The organism is Amycolatopsis sp. NPDC102389, from assembly GCF_044765885.1.
Classification (GTDB): domain Bacteria; phylum Actinomycetota; class Actinomycetes; order Mycobacteriales; family Pseudonocardiaceae; genus Amycolatopsis.
Window position 1 is genome coordinate 1 of the sequence record NZ_JBIWKX010000064.1, and the last position, 22,079, is coordinate 22,079.

The 22,079-nt window shown below is 67.5% G+C and carries 16 protein-coding genes and 1 pseudogene; 8 read left to right on the plus strand and 9 right to left on the minus strand.

Annotation, left to right across the window (positions count from 1 at the left end):
* Positions 1-163: 163 nt before the first annotated feature.
* The 4 genes from ACIRGA_RS34515 (at position 164) to ACIRGA_RS34530 (ending at position 8,424) form a co-directional block, all read left to right on the plus strand.
* Positions 164-2,698: an alpha-L-arabinofuranosidase C-terminal domain-containing protein gene (locus ACIRGA_RS34515; protein ID WP_400949405.1), complete on the plus strand. Its 2,535-nt coding sequence runs from the start codon at positions 164-166 to the stop codon at positions 2,696-2,698.
* Between the two features lie 2 nt (positions 2,699-2,700).
* Positions 2,701-4,158, plus strand: a complete 1,458-nt coding sequence (locus tag ACIRGA_RS34520) for a family 43 glycosylhydrolase (protein WP_400949407.1) — start codon at positions 2,701-2,703, stop codon at positions 4,156-4,158.
* Positions 4,159-4,198: 40 nt separating this feature from the next.
* A complete protein-coding gene (locus tag ACIRGA_RS34525; RefSeq protein ID WP_400949410.1) occupies positions 4,199-7,915 on the plus strand; it encodes a glycoside hydrolase family 2 TIM barrel-domain containing protein in 3,717 nt (1,238 codons plus the stop codon).
* A 104-nt stretch (positions 7,916-8,019) separates the two neighbouring features.
* Complete coding sequence (locus tag ACIRGA_RS34530) at positions 8,020-8,424, plus strand: hypothetical protein (protein ID WP_037338675.1); 405 nt, start codon at positions 8,020-8,022, stop codon at positions 8,422-8,424.
* Here the strand turns inward: ACIRGA_RS34530 and ACIRGA_RS34535 are convergent.
* Positions 8,402-8,956, minus strand: coding sequence for a hypothetical protein (locus ACIRGA_RS34535; protein WP_400949414.1), 555 nt, complete (start codon positions 8,954-8,956; stop codon positions 8,402-8,404). The two genes, ACIRGA_RS34530 and ACIRGA_RS34535, sit on opposite strands and share 23 nt — an antisense overlap.
* Before the next feature lie 40 nt (positions 8,957-8,996).
* Here ACIRGA_RS34535 and ACIRGA_RS34540 point away from each other — a divergent pair, with 40 nt between their 5' ends.
* Both ACIRGA_RS34540 and ACIRGA_RS34545 read left to right on the plus strand, forming a co-directional pair.
* Positions 8,997-10,328, plus strand: a complete 1,332-nt coding sequence (locus ACIRGA_RS34540) for an MFS transporter (RefSeq protein WP_400949418.1) — start codon at positions 8,997-8,999, stop codon at positions 10,326-10,328.
* A gap of 212 nt (positions 10,329-10,540) precedes the next feature.
* Positions 10,541-11,794 (plus strand): DUF222 domain-containing protein, encoded by a 1,254-nt coding sequence (locus ACIRGA_RS34545; RefSeq protein ID WP_400949421.1) that lies wholly within the window; start codon positions 10,541-10,543, stop codon positions 11,792-11,794.
* 574 nt (positions 11,795-12,368) lie between these two features.
* On the opposite strand, the pseudogene ACIRGA_RS34550 reads toward ACIRGA_RS34545, so the two are convergent.
* The 7 genes and pseudogenes from ACIRGA_RS34550 to ACIRGA_RS34580 form a co-directional block, all read right to left on the minus strand.
* Positions 12,369-12,951: pseudogene (locus tag ACIRGA_RS34550) on the minus strand (squalene cyclase); the annotation flags it as partial.
* Positions 12,952-12,959: 8 nt separating this feature from the next.
* Positions 12,960-13,727 carry an HpcH/HpaI aldolase/citrate lyase family protein gene (locus ACIRGA_RS34555; RefSeq protein WP_400949424.1) on the minus strand — a complete coding sequence of 256 codons (768 nt, stop codon included), beginning with the start codon at positions 13,725-13,727 and terminating at the stop codon, positions 12,960-12,962.
* On the minus strand, positions 13,712-14,497 hold the full coding sequence (gene hpaH, locus ACIRGA_RS34560; RefSeq protein WP_400949427.1) for a 2-oxo-hept-4-ene-1,7-dioate hydratase: 786 nt from the start codon (positions 14,495-14,497) through the stop codon (positions 13,712-13,714). The genes ACIRGA_RS34555 and hpaH overlap by 16 nt, the downstream gene beginning before the upstream one ends.
* 10 nt (positions 14,498-14,507) lie before the next feature.
* Positions 14,508-15,602: a 3,4-dihydroxyphenylacetate 2,3-dioxygenase gene (gene hpaD / locus ACIRGA_RS34565; protein ID WP_400949430.1), complete on the minus strand. Its 1,095-nt coding sequence runs from the start codon at positions 15,600-15,602 to the stop codon at positions 14,508-14,510.
* 31 nt (positions 15,603-15,633) lie between these two features.
* Entirely contained in the window at positions 15,634-17,139 is a 1,506-nt protein-coding gene (hpaE, locus tag ACIRGA_RS34570) for a 5-carboxymethyl-2-hydroxymuconate semialdehyde dehydrogenase (protein WP_400563546.1), read from the minus strand.
* 13 nt (positions 17,140-17,152) lie between these two features.
* Positions 17,153-17,824 carry a GntR family transcriptional regulator gene (locus tag ACIRGA_RS34575; protein ID WP_400949434.1) on the minus strand — a complete coding sequence of 224 codons (672 nt, stop codon included), beginning with the start codon at positions 17,822-17,824 and terminating at the stop codon, positions 17,153-17,155.
* On the minus strand, positions 17,806-19,290 hold the full coding sequence (locus ACIRGA_RS34580; protein WP_400949436.1) for a fumarylacetoacetate hydrolase family protein: 1,485 nt from the start codon (positions 19,288-19,290) through the stop codon (positions 17,806-17,808). Before ACIRGA_RS34580 ends, ACIRGA_RS34575 begins: the two co-directional genes overlap by 19 nt.
* 92 nt (positions 19,291-19,382) lie before the next feature.
* Between ACIRGA_RS34580 and ACIRGA_RS34585 the strand changes: the two genes are divergently transcribed.
* Complete coding sequence (locus ACIRGA_RS34585; protein WP_400949439.1) at positions 19,383-20,756, plus strand: MFS transporter; 1,374 nt, start codon at positions 19,383-19,385, stop codon at positions 20,754-20,756.
* A gap of 18 nt (positions 20,757-20,774) precedes the next feature.
* On the opposite strand, the gene ACIRGA_RS34590 is transcribed toward ACIRGA_RS34585, so the two are convergent.
* Entirely contained in the window at positions 20,775-21,464 is a 690-nt protein-coding gene (locus ACIRGA_RS34590; RefSeq protein ID WP_400949442.1) for an IclR family transcriptional regulator, read from the minus strand.
* Positions 21,465-21,523: 59 nt separating this feature from the next.
* On the opposite strand from ACIRGA_RS34590, the gene ACIRGA_RS34595 reads away from it, so the two are divergent.
* Entirely contained in the window at positions 21,524-22,057 is a 534-nt protein-coding gene (locus ACIRGA_RS34595; RefSeq protein ID WP_400949445.1) for a flavin reductase family protein, read from the plus strand.
* The last annotated feature ends 22 nt before the right edge of the window (positions 22,058-22,079 follow it).

Here is a 22,079-nt window from a genome sequence, read left to right on the forward strand (position 1 = left end):
CTCAACCGAGCAGTACGCTACCAACCACTCAACACCAAACTGTCCGACAAGTCCTGAAACACATCTGTCCGTGAGGTCCTGAAACAGCACATCGGCTTCTAACCCGAAACGCCACTCACGACCCGCTTGACCCACTCCTCGCAATGTCGCGAAAGGAAGTGCTGTGCGCAGCAGGTCAACCCGGATCAGTGTGCTGTCCCTGACCATCGCCGCCGGTGTCCTCGTGCCCGTTCAGACCGCTTCGGGCCAGACACCGGCGACCGACTACAGCCTCGCCGTGGACGCGGCGGGACGCGGTGCCACGATCGACCGTTCGATGTACGGCGTCTTCTTCGAGGACATCAACCGCGCGGCGGACGGCGGACTGTACGCGGAACTCGTGCAGAACAGGTCGTTCGAGTACGACAAGGCGGACAACGCGTCGTACACCCCGCTGACGTCGTGGGCACCCACGTCGCTCAATGGGGGAACCGGAACGGCGACGGTCGCCGACGACGGGCAGCGGCTCAACGAACGCAACCGGCGCTATCTCAAGCTGGACCTCGCTCAAGGCGAGTACGGCGTCGCGAATTCAGGCTACAACTCAGGAATCCGGGTCGAGAAGGGCAAGCAGTACGACTTCTCGGTGTTCGCCCGGACCGATCGGGCGGCGGGCACCCCGCTGACGGCGGCCGTCACCGATCCGGCGGGCAAGGCGCTCGCCGATCCGCTGCGGGTGCAGGTCCGCGGCGACGGCTGGGTGAAGTACACGGGGACCGTCCGGGCGCGGGAGTCGAGCGCGCTGGGCAGGCTCGCGCTGACCGCGTCCGGCGGCGGGACCCTGCGGCTGGACATGGTGTCGCTGTTCCCGCGCGACACCTACAAGAACCGGCCCAACGGCATGCGGGCGGACCTCGCGGAGAAGGTCGCCGCGCTGAAACCGGGTTTCGTCCGGTTCCCCGGCGGCTGCCTCGTCAACACCGGCAGCCACCAGGGTTACGAGGCGCCGAATTGGGAGCGGAAGCGCTCGTACCAGTGGAAGGACACGATCGGGCCGGTCGAGCAGCGGGCCACGAACGCGAACTTCTGGGGCTACAACCAGTCCTACGGTATCGGCTACTACGAGTACTTCCAGTTCTCCGAGGACGTCGGCGCGATGCCGCTCCCGGTGGTGCCGGCGCTGGTCACCGGCTGCGGGCAGAACAAGGCGACCGACGACCCTGCGCTGCTGCGGCGGCACATCCAGGACACCCTCGACCTGATCGAGTTCGCCAATGGCCCGATCACCTCGACCTGGGGCAAGAAGCGGGCCGAGATGGGACATCCGGCGCCGTTCAACCTGACGCATGTCGGCGTGGGCAACGAAGAGAACCTGCCCGACGAGTTCTTCGCCCGCTTCACCGAGTTCCGCAAGGCGATCGCGGCGAAGTACCCGGGGATCACGGTGATCAGCAACTCGGGACCGGACGACACCGGCACGACGTTCGACCGGCTGTGGGACCTGAACCGGAACGCGAAGGTCGCCATGGTCGACGAGCATTACTACAACAGTCCACAGTGGTTCCTCCAGAACAACCAGCGTTACGACACCTACGACCGCAACGGCCCGAAGGTGTTCCTCGGCGAGTACGCGTCGCTGGACAACAAGTTCGGCAACGCGCTGGCCGAGGCCACGTACATGACCGGGCTGGAGCGGAACGCCGACGTCGTCAAGCTCGCGTCGTACGCGCCGCTGCTGGCGAACACCGACTACGTGCAGTGGAAACCGGACATGATCTGGTTCGACAACCAGCGCTCGTGGGGTTCGGCCAGCTACGAGACGCAGAAGCTGTTCATGACGAACGTCGGTGACCACGTGGTTCCGAGCCGGGCCTCCGCCACGCCGTCGACTGTCGCGCCGATCTCGGGCGCGATCGGACTGTCCACCTGGGCCACGAGCGCGGCCTACGACGACGTCAAGGTCACGTCGGCCGACGGCGCGCAGTTGTTCTCGGACGACTTCTCCGGCGACGACTCGCGCTGGTCGAAGGTGGCCGGACGCGGTTCGTGGGCGGTGTCGAACGGCGCCTACGTGCAGTCGGACCAGGCCGCCGAGAACACCCTCGTGACCGCGGGTGATCCGTCGTGGAGCAACTACGACTTCTCGGTGAAGGCGACCAAGACGGGCGGCAAGGAAGGCTTCCTGGTCGCGTTCGGTGTGAAGGACACCGGCAACAACTACTGGTGGAACCTCGGCGGCTGGAACAACACCGTCTCGGCCGTCGAGAAGACCGAAGCCGGCGGCAAGCAGACCCTGCTCCAGAACGACACCAAGATCGAGACCGGCAGGCAGTACGACCTGCGGGTCGAGGTCCGGGGCCGTCAGGTGACGTTGTTCCTCGACGGGCAGAAGTGGGGCTCGTTCACCGACGACAAGCTCGCCGAACCGTTCCGCCAGGTCGTCACCCGCGACCTCAAGACCGGCGAACTGGTGGTCAAGGTGGTCAACGCGCAGGCCTCGGCCGCCCGGACCCGCGTCGATCTCGGCACCCGCGTTCAGCCGGGCTCGACCGCCCGCGTGACGACGCTGCAAGGCGCACCGGACGACGTCAACACCGCTTTCGCCACGCCGATCGCACCCCGCGAATCGCGGTTCTCCGGCGTGTCGAACACCTTCACCTACACCTTCCCGCCGAACTCCGTGACGTTCCTGCGCTTCCCGGCCCGAGTGAGGGGATGACCATGACCATCGACCGTCGTGACCTGTTCAGAGCGGGCGGCGGCTTGCTGGCCGCCACCGCCGTCGGCAGCCTGGCACCGGGTACGGCTCAGGCCGCCGAAGCCGCTCCCACCTCGTTGACCACCCGCAATCCGCTGGTCGAGCAGCGAGCCGATCCGTTCATCACCCGGCCGGTGGACGGGATGTACTACCTGACCGGGTCGGTGCCCGAATACGACCGCATCGTCGTACGCGGCGCCGCCACGATCGACGGCCTGGCCACCGCCAGGGAGACGACGATCTGGCGACGTCCGTCGTCCGGGAAGATGGGCGGCCATATCTGGGCGCCGGAACTGCACCGGATCGACGGGCGCTGGTACGTCTACTTCGCCGCGGGCGACTCGGACGACGTGTTCCGTATCCGGACCTACGTGCTGGAGTCCACTTCGGACGATCCGCGCACGGGTACGTGGGTGCTGCGCGGGCAGATGGTGACCAAATGGGACACCTTCACCCTCGATTCGACGACGTTCGAGCATCGCGGCAAGCGGTACTTCGCCTGGGCGCAGAGCGAACCCGGGATCGCGACCAACAGCAACCTGTACCTCGCCGAGATGGCGTCACCGCTCGCGCTCAAGGGTGAGCCGGTCCGGCTCGCGGTGCCGACGCTGCCGTGGGAGATCCAGGGGTTCAAGGTCAACGAGGGGCCGGCGGTGCTCGTCCGCAACGGGCGGGTGTTCATGACCTACTCCGCGAGCGCCACCGACGCCCGGTACTGCATGGGGTTGCTCACGGCGGACGAACGGTCGGATCTGCTCGACCCGCGTTCGTGGACGAAGTCACCGCAGCCCGTATTCACCACGAACGAGGCCACCCGGCAGTACGGGCCCGGACACAACTCGTTCACGGTCGCGGAAGACGGCTCCGATGTGCTGGTCTACCACGCCCGCGACTACCGCGACATCACCGGCGACCCGCTGTACGACCCGAACCGGCACACCCGGGTGCAGCGGCTGTACTGGAACGCCGACGGGACGCCGAGTTTCGGTGTCCCGGTCGGCAAAGGCGGCCCGTGCGTGCGACTGTCCCCATTGGACGATCCCGCGTTGTTCGTGCGGCACTTCGAGTACCGGCTGACCGCCGATGGCGATGTCCGTGAGCTGGCCGACTCGCAGTTCCGGATCGTCGCGGGTTTCCGTGGGGCGGGCACCGTCGCGCTGCAGTCGGTGAACTTCCCGGACCGGTACGTCCGGGTCGTGGACGCCACGACCGTGCGGATCGATCCGTACGACGAAAGCGACGCCTACGGCCGGGCGGCGAGTTTCACCCAGGTGCCGGGTCTTTCCGACCGGCTGGCGGTGTCGTTCCGCCTCTCGGGTGATCCTGCCACCTATTTGGCCCACGACAAGGGAAGGATCTTGGTCTTCCGTCCCGGTACCGCGGTGCGGGATCGTCAACGGGTCAGCTTCCGGCTCAGCTGAACTCTCTGGGAGGTCGAACGCAGTGCTGCGAACACGCCCCATGGTTCTGGTCCTGGCGATGCTCGCCGGGACCCTCGTCGCGACCGGGTCTCCGGCGGCCGCCGACGTCCAGTCCTATCTCGACGATCCACGAAAAGTCTCCGAAGGACAGGAGCCTCCGCACGCATTCCTGCGTCCCTACGCGGACGTCGGTGCGGCGGCTCGCCGCGACGAACGCGGTCCGTACACACAGTCGCTCGACGGCAAGTGGCGGATCGCCATGGCGGACAACCCCTCTCAGGTACCGAAGGGGTTCCACGACGACGGCTACGACGCGTCGAGCTGGCGCGAGGTATCGGTGCCGCACACCTGGCAGACGGACGGTCTGGACCACCCGATCTTCCGCAACATCGCCACCGAGATCCAGCCCGACGACCCGCCGCGCGTGCCACGGGACGTCAACCCGACCGGCGCCTACGTCCGTGACTTCACCCTGCCCGCCCAGTGGTCGGAACGCGAGACCTTCCTGCGCTTCGACGGCGTCACGTCGGCCTACTTCGTCTGGGTGAACGGAAAGTACGTCGGCTACGACCAGGGCGGTTACACGCCGGCGGAGTTCGACATCTCCTCCGCGCTGCGGCCGGGCCCGAACCGGATCGCCGTGCAGGTGCACCGCTGGAGCGCCGGTGCGTACCTCGAGGACGTCGACCAGTGGCGGTACTCGGGCATCTTCCGCTCGGTGACCCTGCATTCGGCGCCGAAGACCTTCATCCAGGACGTCGGGCTGACGACCGACCTGGACGCGACCTACACGGACGCCACCCTCAAGGCCGCGGTCGAGGTCGCCACCAAACCCGGCGGGACCACGGGCAAGCACCGTGCCGGGCTGAGCCTGCGCGACGCGGCGGGCAAGGAGGTCGGTAGCACGAGCGGGGAGGTCGACGCGGGCGGCAAGACCGCGTTGAGCCTGCCCGTCCGGAACCCGGCCAAGTGGACGGACGAGACACCGAACCTGTACACGGTCGTCCTCACGCTGACCGCGCCCGATGGCCGCGTCACGCACATCACCAGTGAGACGGTCGGATTCCGCGAGATCGAGATCCGCGACAAACAGCTACTGGTCAACGGGAAACGGGTGCTGTTCAAGGGCGTCAACCGCGCCGAGACAGATCCCGACCACGGCAGGCACGTGCCCCGGCGCGCGCAGGAACGCGATGTCGCGCTGATGAAGCAGCTCAACGTCAACGCGGTCCGCACCTCGCACTACCCGTCGGATCCCTATTTCTACGAACTGGCCGACCGGCACGGGCTCTGGATCGACGACGAGATCGATATCGAGACCCACAACCACGAGAACTGCGCGCGCTATTGCCAGGCGAACGATCCCGCCTGGCGGGACGCGTTCTTCGACCGCATGATCGGCATGGTCGAACGGGACAAGAACCATCCGAGCGTCTTCCTGTGGGACACCGGTAACGAGGCCGGTCTCGGCGCGCATCACTTCGCGCTGGCGGAATGGCTGGACGCGAACGAGCCGACCCGGCCGATCTACCACCAGTCGAACAGCCCGGACGGCGACGCGCCGTTCGCCGACGTCTGGGGGCCGCGGTATCCGTCGCCGGAGAAGTTCGCGGAGCAGGCGAAGAACACCACGAAGCCGCTGATCTTCGGCGAGTACGCCCACGCGATGGGCAACAGCCTCGGCAACTTCCGGGAATTCTGGGACACGATCCGGGCGAATCCGCAGACCCAGGGCGGGTTCATCTGGGACTGGGCGGAGCAGAACATCCGGCAGCCGATCCGGATCACGCCCGATACGTCGGGCAACGACATCTCCGCGCATATCAGCGGAAAGCCGGATCTTGTCGAAGGGCATCGCGGCAAGGCGCTGGCGTTGTCCGGACTGGACGATTTCGTCGAGGTCTACCGCGACCGGAAACTCGACATCACTGGAAAGGCGCTCACTCTTGACGCCTGGGTGAAGCCGGGCAAATGGACCGGCGACTTCCGCATCCTCGGCAAGGGCGACCACCAGTACGCGCTCAAAATGAAGACGCAGGACACGCTGGAGTTCTTCATCCACAGTGGAACGTGGCAGGCGGTGCAGGCGAAGGTGCCCACCGACTTCTACGGAAACTGGCACCGGGTGAGCGGCACCTACGACGGCACGGCCCTGCGGCTCTACCTCGACGGCAAGGAGGTCGGCAGCAAACCGTTCACCGGCGCGATCGACTCGTCTTCGGCGGAGGTCAACGTCGGCCGCGACTTCGAGACGTCGTGGAACGACCCGTCGAGCATCGGCTGGATGGGCCGCGGCGCCGTCGACGACGTCCGCATCTACGACAAGCCGTTGTCCGCAGAGGAGCTGTCCGGCGCCACTCCGGCGGGCGGGGCCCTTCTGGCACTGGATTTCGACAGTGTCAAGGATCAGGGGAGCCACCTGTCGTACGGCTCCAGTCTGTCCGGTGTGGACGGTCTGATCGGCTCGGACCGTTCGGTACAGCCGGAAACCGCTCAGATGGCGTGGGCGCACCAGCCACTCCGGTTCGCCTACGCCGGCGGCACGGTTTCGGTGACCAATGAGCGGCAATTCAAGGGCACCGACGAGCTGAACCTGCGGTGGCGGATCCAGGAAGGCTCACGGGTCGTCGCGCGCGGCGAGCAGCCGTTGCGGGTCGGCGCCGCGTCGACCGGAACCGTCGCCGTCCCGGTGCCGCCGAATCCCGCGGACCGTGAACGGTTCCTCACCGTCGAGGCGGTGACGACCCAGGGCGAGCCGATGCTCGCGCGGGGACATGTCCTGGCGCACGACCAGTTCTCCCTGGGCGGGAAACGGGTTCCGGGCCTGGACCGGACGCCGCTCGACGGGAAGTCCGTGGGCGTCGTCGAGGACGCGGGTTCGGTCACCGCGTCGGCGGCCGGCGTCACGTACCGGGTGGACAAGGCGACCGGCACGCTGACGTCGATCCGGCACCAGGGCAAGGAACTGCTGAGCGGCGGGCCGAAGCTCGACGCGTGGCGGGCACCCATCAGCAATGAGACCTTCGCCTGGGGCCGGGCCGAGGGCGAGGACTGGCGCAAGGCCGGGCTGGACCGGTTGAAGACCACGGTCACGGGTGTCCGGGTCGAGAAGGACGGCTCGCGCGGCGTCCGGGTGATCGTCGACAGCAGGGTCGCGGCGCCGGACGTCGCCGGGGCGTGGTTCGACCAGACGATGACCTACGCCGTCGACCGGACCGGGACGCTGAGCCTCGGCAATCGGGTGATTCCGCAGGGGAGCGTGCGCACTCTGCCGTATCTGCCGCGGATCGGTGTGTCCCTGGCGGTGCCGGACCGATATGACCGGTTCGCCTGGTACGGAAGGAAAGCCGAGAGTTACGTCGACCGCAAGGACGGGACGCCGATCGGCGTGCAGTCGAGCACGGTGGACGAGCAGTACGTCGAGTACCACCGGCCGCAGGATCATGGCAACCACACCGACAGCCGGTGGGCGCTGCTCACCGACGGCCGGACCGGTGGCCTGCTGGTCGGAGGCGCGAGCGACGTCAGCGTGACGCCGTTCGACGATCTCGATCGGGCGGCGTACCCGTTCCAGCTGCGGCGCAACAAAGGCTGGTTCACGCTGCACGCGAGCCACGCGGTGACCGGCGTCGGGGACACGCCCAACCCGGTGCGGGAGCGCAGCCAGGTCCAGCCGGACAGCACTTACGAGTACACGCTGTCGCTTCGGCCGTTGACGCAGCAGGAAGCGCGGGCGGGGCTGCCGACCGGCGGCTGACCCTCGGGCCTCGTGAGTGGTAAGGACGGTTGGAACCGTCCTTACCACTCACGAGTTGCGGCAGTCGATAGTCTTGATTTTCGACTGCGAGGGAGAAGGAATTCATGGCGGAATGGGCCGATCTGGTCGCGTTCGTACGGCACGAATATCGGGTGGTAAAGGATGAACCGGACGAAATTCGCATCCGGTTGTCCTACGGCGACGACGATTACGAGGAGCGGGCCCAGACCGTCGTCATCGCGCGGGAGATCTTCGACCGTCGCGAGGACTGGGTGCAGATCGCGACGCCTTTCGCCCGGGTCGACGAGGTCGACCTGGCGACCGTGCTGACCGAGATCGGCAACACCATCGTCGTCGGCGGGCTGGTGGTCATGGGAGAGCACCTGGTGCTGCGGCATTCCCTGCCGTTGGTGAATCTCGACATCAACGAATTCACCGACCCGCTCGAACTCGTCGCGGGTTCGGCGGAGCTGCTGGAACAGCAGTTCACCGGACGCGACGACTACTGATCCGGGTGACCTCCTCGAAGGAGGTCACCCATTCGCATTCCTCTTCGGTGAGCTTGTTGATCGCTGCCCGGTACGCCTGCGCTCGAGCCGTGCCGGGCAGCTCTCCGCCGAGGAGGGACGGAAGCCCGAGTTCGAAACCGCAACGGGCGCGAGCTCCGTATCGATGCCGGGCACGGGCGACCGCGGTGGCGACGCGGAGCCCGTGCTCGGTGCCCGGCGGAGTCGCGGGGCGGTCGGTTTCGATGGCCGCGAAGCGGAATCCGTCGGCCTGGTCGCATTTCTCGCAGCCGACGGGACCCGAGCCGAGGCGGCTGCCGCAGCCGGCGCAGGTCAACCTGTCGTAAGCGGCGTCGACCACCCGCCACTCGAAAACGGAAGTGTCGGCGACGACCGATTCGGCGAGGCCGGTCTCCTCTTCCGATCCGGCTGCGACGCCGTATTCCGCGAGGAACGACCGCCACCGGTCCTCGATGCTCGCTTCGACGGCGGCCAAGGCCTCGGCGGGTGCTCCGCCGCGCGGAAGTGCGGTCATGGCAAAACCCTAAACCGCGATCGTCGTTAAGGTGTGCGCTATGGGTCCGTCGAAATGGGGTGGGCTCGCCGCTCTGCTCGCGGGCTTCTTCGTGCTCCTGCTCGACACGACCATTGTCGCGGTGGCGAGCCCGAGCATTCAAGCCGATCTCGGCGGCGACGTCGCCGCGCTGTTCTGGGTGACGGCGGGCTACCTGCTCGCCTTCTCGGTCCCGCTGCTGGTCGCCGGGCGGCTCGGCGACCTCCTCGACCCCAAGCGGGTCTACCTTTTCGGGATGGGAGGCTTCGGGGTCGCCTCCGCGCTGTGCGGGCTCGCGCCGTCGATCGGCTGGCTCATCGTGTTCCGGATCCTGCAAGGCCTGGCGGCGGCCGCGATGTCCCCGCAACCGCTGACGTTGATCCGGCGGCTGTTCGCGGACGACGAGCGAGGTCGTGCGTTCGGTATCTGGGGGTCGGTCGCGGCCGCCGCGACGTTGCTCGGCCCCATCTTGGGTGGACTGCTGACGGCGAGCCTGGATTGGCGCTGGATCTTTTGGGTCAACGTGCCGCTCTGTGTCATCGCCGTCGCCATGGGCGTTCGCCTGATACCGGGAAGCCGGGGCGGCGCCACCCGCTTCGACCTGCTCGGCGCCGCGTCGAGTACGGCGGGTTTGAGCCTCCTCGTCTGGGCGTTGCTGTCCTGGAGCCCGCTTTCGTTGCCCGCGGCCGCTCTCGCCGTCGTTTTGCTGGTCGGTTTCTGGTTCCGAGAACGCGGGCAAGGCGCGGACGCGCTCGCGCCCCTACGCCTCTATTGCTCATCCGGATACTTGTTCGCGAGCCTCGCGATGGCGTCGCTCGGCGCAACAGTCCTCGCGATGGCACTTCCCATCATGCTCTACATCCAAGAAATGCGTGGCTTCGGGCCGGTCGAGGCCGCGATGGTCCTCGCGCCGGACGCCGTCGTCGCGATCCTGCTGTCGCCACCGGCGGGTCGCTGGGTCGACCGGGTGGGCGGGCGCCGGCCGGCGATCCTCGGCATGGGCCTGCTCGCGGTGAGCCTGCTGCTCATCGGGCTGGTCGTGGTTCTGAGTCTGAATCCTTGGTGGATCTCGGTGGGGGCCGCGCTGCTGGGCGCCGCCAACGCGATGGCGTGGTCGCCGTTGTCCGCGATCGCGATGGCGTCCGTCGATCCGGATGCGGCCGGAGGCGCCTCCGGCCTGTTCAACACGGTCAGGCAGGTGGGCGCGGTGGCCGGGGTGGCGGTGACCGGCGCGATCCTGGCGGGACTCGAAGCAAGGCCGGCGTTGGGTTTTGGCGTTGTGTTCGGGACCGTTGGCCTTGTTGCGGTTGGGGGTCTTGTGGCGGCGCTTCGGCTTCCGGGAAACGTGGGGTGATCGAGCCGGTCGCGGCGGACTGATTCGAACACGTGGCGGCGACCGGCGCTGGGTTTGGTGTTGTGGCTGTGCTACGACTTTCGCGGAACGTAAGGGTGACCGCGGAGGTCGCCGCGAACTGATTTAAAGCACCCTTTAGTGGTAAATGCACGCTTTGAATGTCGCTTAAAAGTGCGAACACATGTTCGGCAGGTTTGCGGTATTATGGGGGTGTGTCCGAGACCTTCCTCCCCGAGTTGCCGCAGGAGTTGTGGCGCGCTGGCAAGCTGGAGCTTGCCCAGGGTGTGCAGCAGTCCTTGCAGGTGATTCGGATGGCGACCGCCGGGTTGGGGCAGTTTCTGGCGGAGATCGAGGCTCGGGGCGCGAAAGACTTGTACGGCTACGGGCGGACGGCTGCTTGGTTCGCCGATATAGCGGGGTTGTCGGCCGGTGAGGCGAGTGTGGTGGTGAAGCGGGCCCTTGCCCTGAATCCGACGCGGGCATTGGACGGCACGGAGCTTCCGCCTGTCGCTCCTGCGACCGCTGCGGTAGCTGCGGAGGGGTTGGTCGGGGATGAGCGGATCGATCAGATCCTGGAGATCTTGAAGAGACTCCCCGCCGACACCTCTACTGAGGATCGAGAGAGTGCTGAGAAGATCCTGGCGAACCTGGCTCCGAATGCCGGTCCCCGTCAGCTCGCCGACGCCGAAGCGAACCTGCTGGGCTGGCTCGACCCGGACGGCAAGGAGCCCAAGGATCCCGAGCCCAAAGAGCCGCGCCGCGAGATCACCCTGGAACGCCGCAAGGACGGCTTCTGGAAGCTGACCGGCCTGCTCGATGACGAGACCGGTGCCCGCACCGCCGCCGTCCTCGAGGCCTACGCCCGGCCACGCCCCGTCGACGAATTCGGGCAAGCCGATCTGCGGATGAAATGCGAACGTATGGGCGACGCGTGGGTCGACATCCTCGACCTGGCGATCGCCTGCCCGGACCAGCCCGGCACCAACGGCTACCGCACCCTCCTGCATGTCACTATCGGGCTTGAGGAACTGAAATCGGGTCTCGGGACAGCGTGCCTCGACTTCGTCGGGACGATGACCGCCCGGGAAGCACGGCTCGCCGCCTGCGACTGCCTGATGTTGCCGGTCGTGATGAGCGCGGCGGGTGAACCGCTGGACGTGGGTCGCCTGCGACGGTTCGTCACCCCGGGCCAGAGACGCGCGTTGAACATCCGGGACGGGGGTTGTGCGTTCCCCGGGTGTCATCGGAAGCCGAAGAACTGCCACGCCCATCACATTCATCACTGGGTGGACGGTGGGCCCACGGATCTGCGGAATCTCGTGCTGCTGTGCGGTTTCCACCATAGGTTGATTCATCACGGTGACTGGGAAGTACGGATGGCGGCCGATGGATTACCGGAGTTCATCCCACCCCAATACCGGGACCCGCTGCGAAAACCCCGGCGCAACACCCTGCATCACGTCTGACCACCGAGGAGCCCGCCAGCCACATCGGCGACGGGCCCCTCGGCATGCCCAACGGACAACACAAGGGTCATGAGTGGCGATTCGTCTTCTCTTGAGGGGTAAGGCAAACGTGTCGTGTCTTGGGCGAGACGGTGGGCTGGGGTGACGTGACACCGCACTCGCGTGCTCAGACCCGGATCTCGCGTGTTCGTAGACGGAACTCGCGTGTTCAGACTCCGCACTCTCGAGTGCGGCATCCAGACACGCGAGTCACGTCCCCAAGCACGCGAGTCACGCCTTACTTCACGACCGGCCGCCGAGGTCACAGCCGCCCCACTGTCACCAGGAATCACATCCGACGGTAGCGAAAGCCACCTTCACTACCGTCAGAGTAGGCAAGGAGGCCTTCACCACCAGGAGAACGCGTACGCAGGAGCGACACTGACCCCGCGCCACGACACGTTTGACTTTCGGCTCAAATAACCCGAATCGCCCTCACGACCGACTCGGTACTGACGCCCTCGCGGCCGACCGCAGCCAAATCCGGTAGATACCGAAGAACCCCTCGGCTGGCGACCGAATCGCCAACTGCGACCTAAGCAGCGGAATCCCACCAGTTCAGCACCCGGGTGCCATAGAGCGTCAGCCACTTCGAAGGCTCGCCCGCCGCGACGTCGACCACGAACCACACCCGCCCGGCATGCCGGTGGGCTTGCAGCCAGGTCCCGTCCGGCTGCCGCGCGGCACGGATGCGTTCGACGGCTTCGGCCATCCGACGGTCCGGAGCCGTGCCGTCGTGCAGCGAAGCCTCGCGGAAGTAGTCGGCCGCGTTCAGCACGTCGTAGAACCAGCGGAACGGGTAAGCGAAGACCGTGATCCACGGCGCGATGACCGAGCCGGTCGACAGCCGCCGGAACAAGCCTCGCTCCAGCAGATACTCCTCACCCGAGCGCCGCGCGGCCCGCGAAGCCGGCGTGCCGCCGGTCGCGGACTCGAAGGCGAGGAGGCCCTTGAGCGAGTTCAGGGTCGAGTGCACGGACGAACGCCGCGTTGATGCAGCAATCGACCTCGCCACCCCGGTACGGGAGATCGTCGTACTCCCACCGGCTGTTCTCGGCGAGGAGTTCGGCGGTCCCGCGCAGGGCCGCGGCGTTCATGCCCGACTCGCGAAGGGTGTTCCGAAACCTCAGGCCTGATGCCGCCGCGCAAGCGCCTCCGAACCTTGAGCGAGCAGCGTGACATCGGCGCCGACCAGTACGAACGAAGCGCCGGCGTCGAGGTAGCGCTGAGCCTGTGCCGGGTCGAAAGCGTTGACGCCGACCGGTTTTCCCTGGGCGCGGACGGCCTCGAAGGTGCTCAGGACGGCCGCGGTGACATCGGGGTGCGTCTGTTTTCCGAGCAGGCCCATCGAGGCGGCCAGATCGGACGGTCCGACGAACACCCCGTCGACGCCGTCGACAGCGGCGATCTCGGCGGCGGCCGCGACCCCCGCCGTCGACTCGATCTGGACGAACAGCGACGTGAACTCCTCTGCCTTCGCGAGGTAGTCCTCGACCCGGTTCCAGCGCGCGGACCGGGAGAGAGCACTGCCGACACCGCGTACGCCTCGCGGCGGATAGCGGACGGCCCGCACGACGGCCTCGGCCTCCTCCGCGCTGTCGACCATGGGCACCAGCAGGTTCTGCGCGCCCAGGTCGAGCAGCTGCTTGAGGGCGACCGCATCGCCGGACGGAGCGCGCACCATCGGGGTGATCGGATACGCGGCGATCGTCTGCAACAACGACTGCACGGTCTCGAGCCCGGCAGGGGAGTGCTCGGTGTCGACGAGCAGCCAGTCGAGCCCGGATCCCGCGCAGATCTCGGCGACGACCGGGCTTCCCGACGTGACCCACATGCCGATCCGCGGCCGCTCGGCTAACTGTGCCCGGAACGGCGGGTCTAGACGAAGCGGCATGTGATCGCCCCCAGGTTCCGGTAGTCGGCGGTCACGGTGTCGCCGGGGTGCACCCACATCGGCCGCGTGAACGAGCCTGCCAGCACGATGTCGCCCGGGTCGAGCTTGTCGCCGTGCTGAGCGAGTTTGTTCGCCAGCCAGGCGACACCGTTCGCGGGATGGTTCAGCACCGCGGCGGCGACGCCGGATTCCTCGATGGTTTCGTTGCGGTACAACAGTGCCGAAACCCAGCGCAGGTCGATGGCGTCCACGGCGACCGGGTTGCCGCCGTAGACCATCCCGCCCATGGCCGCGTTGTCGCTGATCGTGTCCACGATGGTCCGCCCCGCCATCTCGATCCGCGACGACAGGATCTCCAGCGCGGGCACGACGTATTCGGTCGCCCGCAGCACGTCGAACACCGTGGTGTCCGGGCCGGCGAGGGAATCACGGAGCACGAAGGCCAGCTCGACCTCGATGCGCACGTTCGAGAACCGGCTGTGCTCGATCACGGAACCGTTCTCGAACACCATGTCCGCGAAGATGGCGCCGTAGTCGGGTTCGGTGATCCCGGTGGCGGCCTGCATGACCTTCGAGGTGAGCCCGATCTTGCGGCCGACCGGACGACGACCCGCCGCGATACCCCGCCGCCGCCATTCGTTCTGCACGGCGTACGAGTCCTCGACGGTCATGTCCGGATAGCGCGCCGTCAGCAGCGGGATCGTCTCCCGGGCTTCCTCCGCGGCCGCCAGCTCGTCGGCGATCGCGGTGATCGTTTCCTGTTCGAGCATCGTCCCCGCCTCAGAGCTGGTTGCCGAGTTTGTACTCGCCCTGTTTCCAGGCCGGCAGTTCGCCTTCGTCGTCACCCTTGCGGGTGTAGGAGAAGCCGTCGGCGCCGATGGTGACCTCCAACTCGCTGTCCTCGGTCCTCGCGGCCACCGGCTGCGGTTTGCCGTCGAGGTCGAGCACGAGGGAGGCGTCGGTGTACCACGACGGGACCACCGGCGTGCCCCACCAGTCGCGGCGCTGGTTGTCGTGCACGTCCCAGGTGACCACCGGGTTGTCGGGGTCGCCGGTGTAGTAGTCCTGCGTGTAGATCTCGACGCGGTGCCCGTCCGGGTCGCGCAGGTACAGGTAGAACGCGTTCGAGACGCCGTGCCTGCCGGGTCCGCGCTCGATGTGGTCCGACATCCGCAGCGAGCCGAGTTTGTCGCAAATGGACAGGATGTTGTGCTTCTCGTGCGTGGCGAACGCGACGTGGTGCATCCGCGGCCCGTCGCCGCCGGTCATCGCGGTGTCGTGCACGGTCGGCTTGCGCCGCATCCAGGCCGCGTACGTGACGCCCTGGTCGTCCTGGATGTCTTCGGTGACACGGAAGTTGAGGTCTTCCATATGCTTGACCGCGAGCGGGACGTCCGGGGTGACCTGGTTGAAGTGGTCGAGCCGGACCAGCGCGCCCGGGACGTGCAGGTCGTAGCGCCAGCTGAGTCTGTCGACGTGCTGGACGTCGTGGAAGAACTCGAGCGGGAAGCCGAGGGGGTCCTGCACCCGCACCGAGTCGCCGATGCCGTTGGTGAACCCGTTCTCGTTGCGCTCGACCCGGCAGCCCAGCTCCGTGTAGAACGCGACCGCCTTGTCCAGGTCTTCCGGCGACCGCACCCGGTACGAGAAAGCGGCGACCGCGGCGACCGGTCCTTGGCGCAGCACGAGGTTGTGGTGGATGAACTCGTCGATCGTGCGGAGGCTGACCGTCGTTTCGTCCTCTTCGGTCACCGTCAGTCCGAGGACGTCGGCGTAGAACGCGCGCGAACGCGCCAGATCGGTGACGACGAGTTCCATGTACGCGCAGCGCAGGACGTCCGGTGGCGGCGAGGACGGGGTGGGGATCTTGTTCATGACAGCATCCTTTGTGGACGGGGGACCGAGGTCAGCCCTTGCCGAAGGCGGGGTTGTGCACCTCGCCGAGATTGATGTGCACCGCCTGCTGGTCGGTGTAGAAGTCGATCGAGCGGTAGCCGCCCTCGTGCCCCAGTCCGGACGCCTTCACCCCACCGAAGGGCGTGCGCAGATCGCGGACGTTGTTCGAGTTGAGCCACACCATGCCCGCCTCGACGGACTGCGCGAAGTTGTGCGCCCGCTTGAGGTCGTTGGTCCAGACGTAGGCCGCGAGCCCGTACTTCGTGTTGTTCGCGAGCTCGAGCGCCTCTTCCTCACTGTCGAACGGCGTGATCGCGACGACCGGGCCGAAGATCTCCTCCTGGAAGATCCGGGCGTCCGGTTTGACGTCGGCGAACACCGTGGGCGCCACGTAGTTCCCGGTCGGGAAGCCGTCCGGACGGCCGCCGCCGGCGACCAGCCTGCCTTCGGTCTTGCCGATCTCGATGTACTTCATGACCTTGTCGTAGTGCTCGGGGTGCACCAGCGCGCCGACCTCGGTCGCGGGGTCGCTCGGGTCGCCCACCTTGACCCGCTTGGCCTGTGCGGCGTAGCGCTCGACGAACTCGTCGTAGATCGCGCGCTCGACCAGGATCCGGCTGCCCGCGGTGCAGCGTTCGCCGTTGAGCGAGAACACGCCGAAGATCGTCGCGTCGATCGCGGTCTCCAGATCGGCGTCGGCGAAGACGATCGCGGGCGACTTGCCGCCCAGCTCCATCGACAGTCCTTTGAGGAACGGCGCGGCGTTGCCGAAGATCAGGCTGCCGGTGCCGCTCTCGCCGGTGAACGAGATCAGCGGGACGTCCGGGTGCTTCACCAGCGCGTCACCGGCGTCCTCGCCGAAGCCGTTGACGAGGTTGAACACGCCCGCCGGCAGCCCGGCCTCCTCGAAGATCTCCGCCCACAGCGACGCGGAAAGCGGGGTGAACTCCGCGGGCTTGAGCACGACGGTGTTGCCGGTCGCCAGCGCGGGCGCGAGTTTCCACGACTCCAGCATGAACGGCGTGTTCCACGGCGTGATCAGCCCGGCGACGCCGATCGGCTTGCGGTTGACGTAGTTCACCTGGCGGCCGGGCACCTTGTAGGTGTCGTCGGCCTGCGCGACGATCAGGTCGGCGAAGAACCGGAAGTTCTCCGCCGCCCGGCGCGCCTGGCCGAGCGCCTGCGAGATCGGCAGGCCCGAGTCGAAACTTTCCAGGGCGGCCAGCCGCTTGTCCCGCGACTCGACGAGATCGGCGATGCGGTTCAGCACGCGGGATCGCTCACGCGGCAGCAGCTTCGGCCACGGTCCTTCGGTGAACGCTTTCCGCGCGGCGGCGACGGCGCGGTCGATATCGGCCTTCTTGCCCGCGGCGGCCTGGACGTAGACGTCGTTGGTCACCGGGTCGAGCACGTCGAAGACGGCGCCGTCGGCCGAATCGACGAGTTCGCCGCCGATGTAGTGCCGGATCCGCTCCGGGACACCGTCCGGGATCGGCCGGGGAGTCGTGCTGGTCAAGATTCCTCCTCAGTCAACGCTTAGCGCGCTCTCGAGCGTCCAAAAAGGCCTGCATGGTGGCCCAGCGGTGATTGCGCGCGGCGAATTCGATGTCGAGCGGATCGGCCTTCTCGGAGATCAGCCGGAGGATCTCTTCGTGTTCCTCGACCGACCGGTGCGCGCGGTCGGGGACGAACGCGAACGTGGAATCGCGCAGCCCGGACAGCCTGGTCCAGCCCTGGTGCACGAGATCGAGGATCTGCGGGTTGGGGCAGCATTCGAAGAGCAGCGAGTGGAACTGCTGGTTCAGCGCGGTGAACTCGTGCGCGTCGAAGTGGTCCAGGAGCGCGATCATGCGCTCGTTCACCCTGCGCGCCTTCGCGATGTCCGCTTCGGTCAGTCCCGGCGCGGACAGCGCGGTGGCGACCCCTTCCACCACGCCGAGGGTCTGCATCGCGTGGACGTACTCGTTCTGGTCCACCATCGCCACGCGCGCGCCGACGTTGCGTTCGAAGGTCACGAGCCGTTCGGCCTCCAGCCGCCGGATCGCCTCGCGCACCGGGACCACGCTCATGTCGAGCGCGCCGGCGATCTCGGCGAGCACCAGCCGGTAGCCGGGTCCGTACTCGTGCCGGGCGATCCGCTCACGCAGCCATTCGTAGGCGAGTTCGGACTTGCTGGCCGTCTTCACTGCTTCTTCTGCCATGCCTCATACCTTTCCCGCCACAACGGGTTCAGCGGGAAGAGCCCCTCGATCGGGCGGCCCTGTCCGACCTGCTCGGCGATCCAGGAGTCTTCGTCTTCCTGGACGAGCGCCGCGTCGGCGATCTCTTCGGCCAGCGACGGCGGGATGACGACCACGCCGTCGTCATCGCCGACGATGATGTCGCCGGGCAGCACGGTGGCCCCGCCGCAGGCGACCGCGACGTCGGTGTCCCACGGCACGTGCTTGCGGCCGAGGACCGCCGGATGCGGGCCCTGCGAGAACACCGGGAGCCCGGTGGCGGCGACGGCGTCGAAGTCGCGGACCCCGCCGTCGGTGATCACCCCGGCGGCGCCGAGGTACCGCGCCCGCAGCGCCAGGATGTCGCCGAGCGTTCCGGAACCCTTGTCACCGCGTGCTTCGATGACGATCACCTCGTCGGCACCGACCGAGTCGAAAAGGCGCTTCTGCGCGTTGTAACCGCCACCGTGGGATTTGAAGAGGTCCTCGCGGTTCGGGACGAAACGCAGGGTCCGTGCCGTGCCGACGACCTTCGAGCCGGGCAGATTGGGCCGCACACCGTCGATCGCGACGTTGTTCAGCCCGCGTTTGCGCAGCTGGGCGGACAAGCCCGCGACGGGGGCACGAAGGAGCTTGGTGCGTAGTTCCTCGCTGAGCGCGGGAGCGTCCTCTTCGGCAGGTTCCTCGACCGGCGTGCCCCAAGCCTCGGCGCGCTGCTTGTCGTCGACCTCGGGAAGGCTGCCGATGTCCGAAAAGGACCGGATCCCCTGGGTGACCGTGGTGTGAAGCCGCCCGCTGCTGGCGGAGGTGCCGGGAACGTCCACTTCGACCACGACGACGTCGCCGGGGGAGACCACCGTCGAACCGGCGGGGGTGCCGGTGAGGATGACGTCGCCCGGTTCGAGGGTGAAGTGCTGGGAGAGATCGGAAACGAACTGCCGCAACGGGAACAGCAGTCCGGCCGTGGTGTCCTCCTGCACCAGGTCGCCGTTCACCCAGGTGCGGACGCGCAGCGAGGACGGATCGATGTCGCGCGCGTCGATGAGGCCTGGGCCGAGCGGGGTGTAGCCGTCACCGCCCTTGGACCGGACGTTGGAGCCCTTGTCCGCCGCACGCAGGTCGTAGAGGCCGAAGTCGTTCGCGGCGGTGACCGCGGCGACGTGCTCCCACGCCTTGTCGGGCTTGACCCACCGGGCGGTGGTGCCGATGACCAGCGCGATCTCACCTTCGAAGGCCAGCAGTTCGGTGCCCGCCGGGCGTTCGACCGTGCCGCCGGACGTGCCGATCGAGCTCGACGGCTTGAAGAAGTACGACGGGTTCGCCGGACGCCGCCCGCGCTGCTCCGCGCGTGACGCGTAGCTGAGATGGACGGCGATGATCTTGCCCGGCCGGGTGTCCAACGGACCGGACGTGCGGCCGGAAGGCGCTGATGCCTCGTAAGTGCCCATGTTCCCCTGAATCCTCGACCCTTGCTTCGTATCTAATAACGTATATGATTCCGTGCCACAGTGGCAAGGTGGCCGACGACAAAGGAGTCCACGTGTCGAACCCAGCCCAGGATGAACGCACGACCGGTCGGACCGCCCCACCGTCCTCCGACCGGCGGCGGGTCGCCTTCGCGACCGTCGTCGGTACCACGGTCGAGTGGTACGACTTCTTCGTTTACGCGTCCGCCGCCGGTCTCGTCTTCGGCAAGCTGTTCTTCTCCGGCCTCGGCGCGAACAGCACTCTCGTTTCGTTCGCCACGGTGGGCGTGAGCTTCCTCTTCCGCCCGCTCGGCGCGTTCCTCGCCGGGCACTTCGGTGACAAGTACGGCCGCCGGGTGGTCCTGGTGCTCACCCTGATCCTGATGGGCGCCGCGACCACGCTGATCGGCGTGCTCCCGACGTTCGGCCAGATCGGTGTCCTCGCACCGGTACTGCTGATCCTGCTGCGGGTCCTGCAGGGTGTTTCGGCGGGCGGGGAATGGGGCGGAGCCGTCCTGATGGCCGTCGAGCACGCGCCGTCCAAGCGACGGGGACTCTTCGGAGCCTCACCACAGATCGGCGTCCCGCTCGGCCTGCTGCTGGCCTCCGGCGTGCTGGCGCTGACCAGCCTGCTCGTCCCGGGACAGGCGTTCCTCGACTGGGGCTGGCGGATCCCGTTCCTGCTCAGCGTCGGGCTGATCCTGGTCGGTCACTACGTGCGCCGCCGGGTCGAGGAGAGCCCGGTCTTCCGCGAGATCGCCGAACGCCGTGAGCAGACCCGGACCCCGATCATCCAGCTGTTCCGCAAGCACGCCGTGCTCGTCGTGGTGGCCGCGCTGGTGTTCGCGGGCAACAACGCCGTCGGCTACATGACGACCGGCGGCTACATCCAGAACTACGCGACCAACCCGAAGGGCCCGATCGGGCTCGACCGCGGCCCGGTGCTGTGGGCCGTGACCGCGTCGGCGGCGACCTGGCTGATCTCGACGTGGGCGGCGGGCGCGGTGTCCGACCGGATCGGCAGGCGGCGTACGTACGTGGTCGGCTGGATCGCCCAGCTCGCCGGCGTCGCGGTGCTCTTTCCCTTGGTGGACACCGGGAACATCGTGTTGCTGGCGCTGGGCCTGATCATCCTCAGCGTCGGGCTCGGGTTCACCTACGGCCAGCAGGCGGCGTTCTACGCGGAGCTGTTCCCCGCGTCCATCCGGTTCTCCGGGGTCTCGATCTCGTACGCGCTGGGCGCGATCCTCGGTGGTGCGTTCGCGCCGACCATCGCCACCGCGCTGGTCGACGCGACCGGCACGTCGGTGTCCGTGGCCGTCTACCTGGCCGGGATGACCGTCGTCGGCCTCATCGCCACCTTGCTGCTGCGAGACCGGTCGGGGATCCCGCTCGGTCCTGACCACGAAGACGAGCAAGCGGTGAGCCCGCTCCGCTTCTCGAAGTGATCCAGCCGTCCGTGACGCTCATCCGCCGAGGGCGTCACGGACGGCCTTCGCCGCCGCCTTGAGCCGCTCGGCGAGCTCGGCGGGGGTTCGCGTGCTCGACAGATAGACGACCGCGAGTGCCGCAGGGGTCTGGCCGCGCAGGGGGAGCGGCACCGCGACGGAGCTGAGGTTCTCGATCACCTCGCCATGGCTGTCCGCGTAACCGCGGTCGGCCACTTCCTGTACGTCCACCGGCCGTTCCTCTTGTGGCAGCTGGGAAAGAATCGCGCGGCCCGGTGCGCCCGCGGTGAACGGATGCCTGGACCCCGGGCGCTGCGCGACCGACGCGACGGCGTGCCGGGGTTCGACGCTGACCAGGGTCACGCATTCCTCGCGGTCCATCACCGCCACGAAACACGTCATGCCGAGCTCGTTCGCGACCGCGGTCAGTTCGGGCAGCGCCGCGGCCTGCAGATCGTGTTTGATCCCGGCTGCCAGTGCGGCCAGCCGCGCGCCGAGTTCGTATTTCCCGGCGGGTTCCCGGCTGATGAGCCCGTGCTCTTCAAGGGTGCGGATGAGCCGGTACGCGATCGACCGGTGCACGCCGAGCCGTTCGGCGATCCCGTCGACGCTGAGCGGTTCTTGGGCGTCGGCAAGGACTTCGAGGACGCGGATGCCGCGGCTGAGCGTCTGGGACGTGCTCGCGGTCTTGCGGGAGTCCGAAACCATCGTATACGATCCATTTCGATAGTTGAACTGGCTGTTCGATTATAGAACAGGAACAGACGATGATGTCACGCGAAACCAGTTTCTCGCCGGGATCGAGCCTCTATCGGCCGCCCGCGCAGTTCTTCCGCGGTTGCCTCGGCCGGTTCGCGACCGGTGTCGCGGTGGTGACCTTCGACGCCGCGACCAAACGGCACGGCCTGACGGTGAACTCCTTCACCGCGGTCTCGATGGATCCGCCGCTCGTGCTCGTCTCGATCCAGCGCACGGTCAAGAGTCACGACCTGCTGGCAGGCCGCCCGTTCGCGGTCAACGTGCTCGGCGCCGAGCAGGAGGCACTGGCGATGAACTTCGCCGGCCGCCCGAGTCCGGAAGGCGCGCCGACGTGGGTCGAAGGCGGGCACGCGCCCAGGCTCGGCGGCGTGCTGAGCTGGTTCGACTGCACGCCGTGGGCCGCCTACGACGGCGGCGACCACACCCTGTTCCTCGGCGAGGTGCGGGAGTTCGACTACCGCTCCGGCGACGCGCTGGGCTTCGTCAACGGGCAGTTCTCGACCATCCACGAATCCGCGCAAGGCCACGAATCCCTGTTCTGACAACGACGTCCACCCCGAGAAG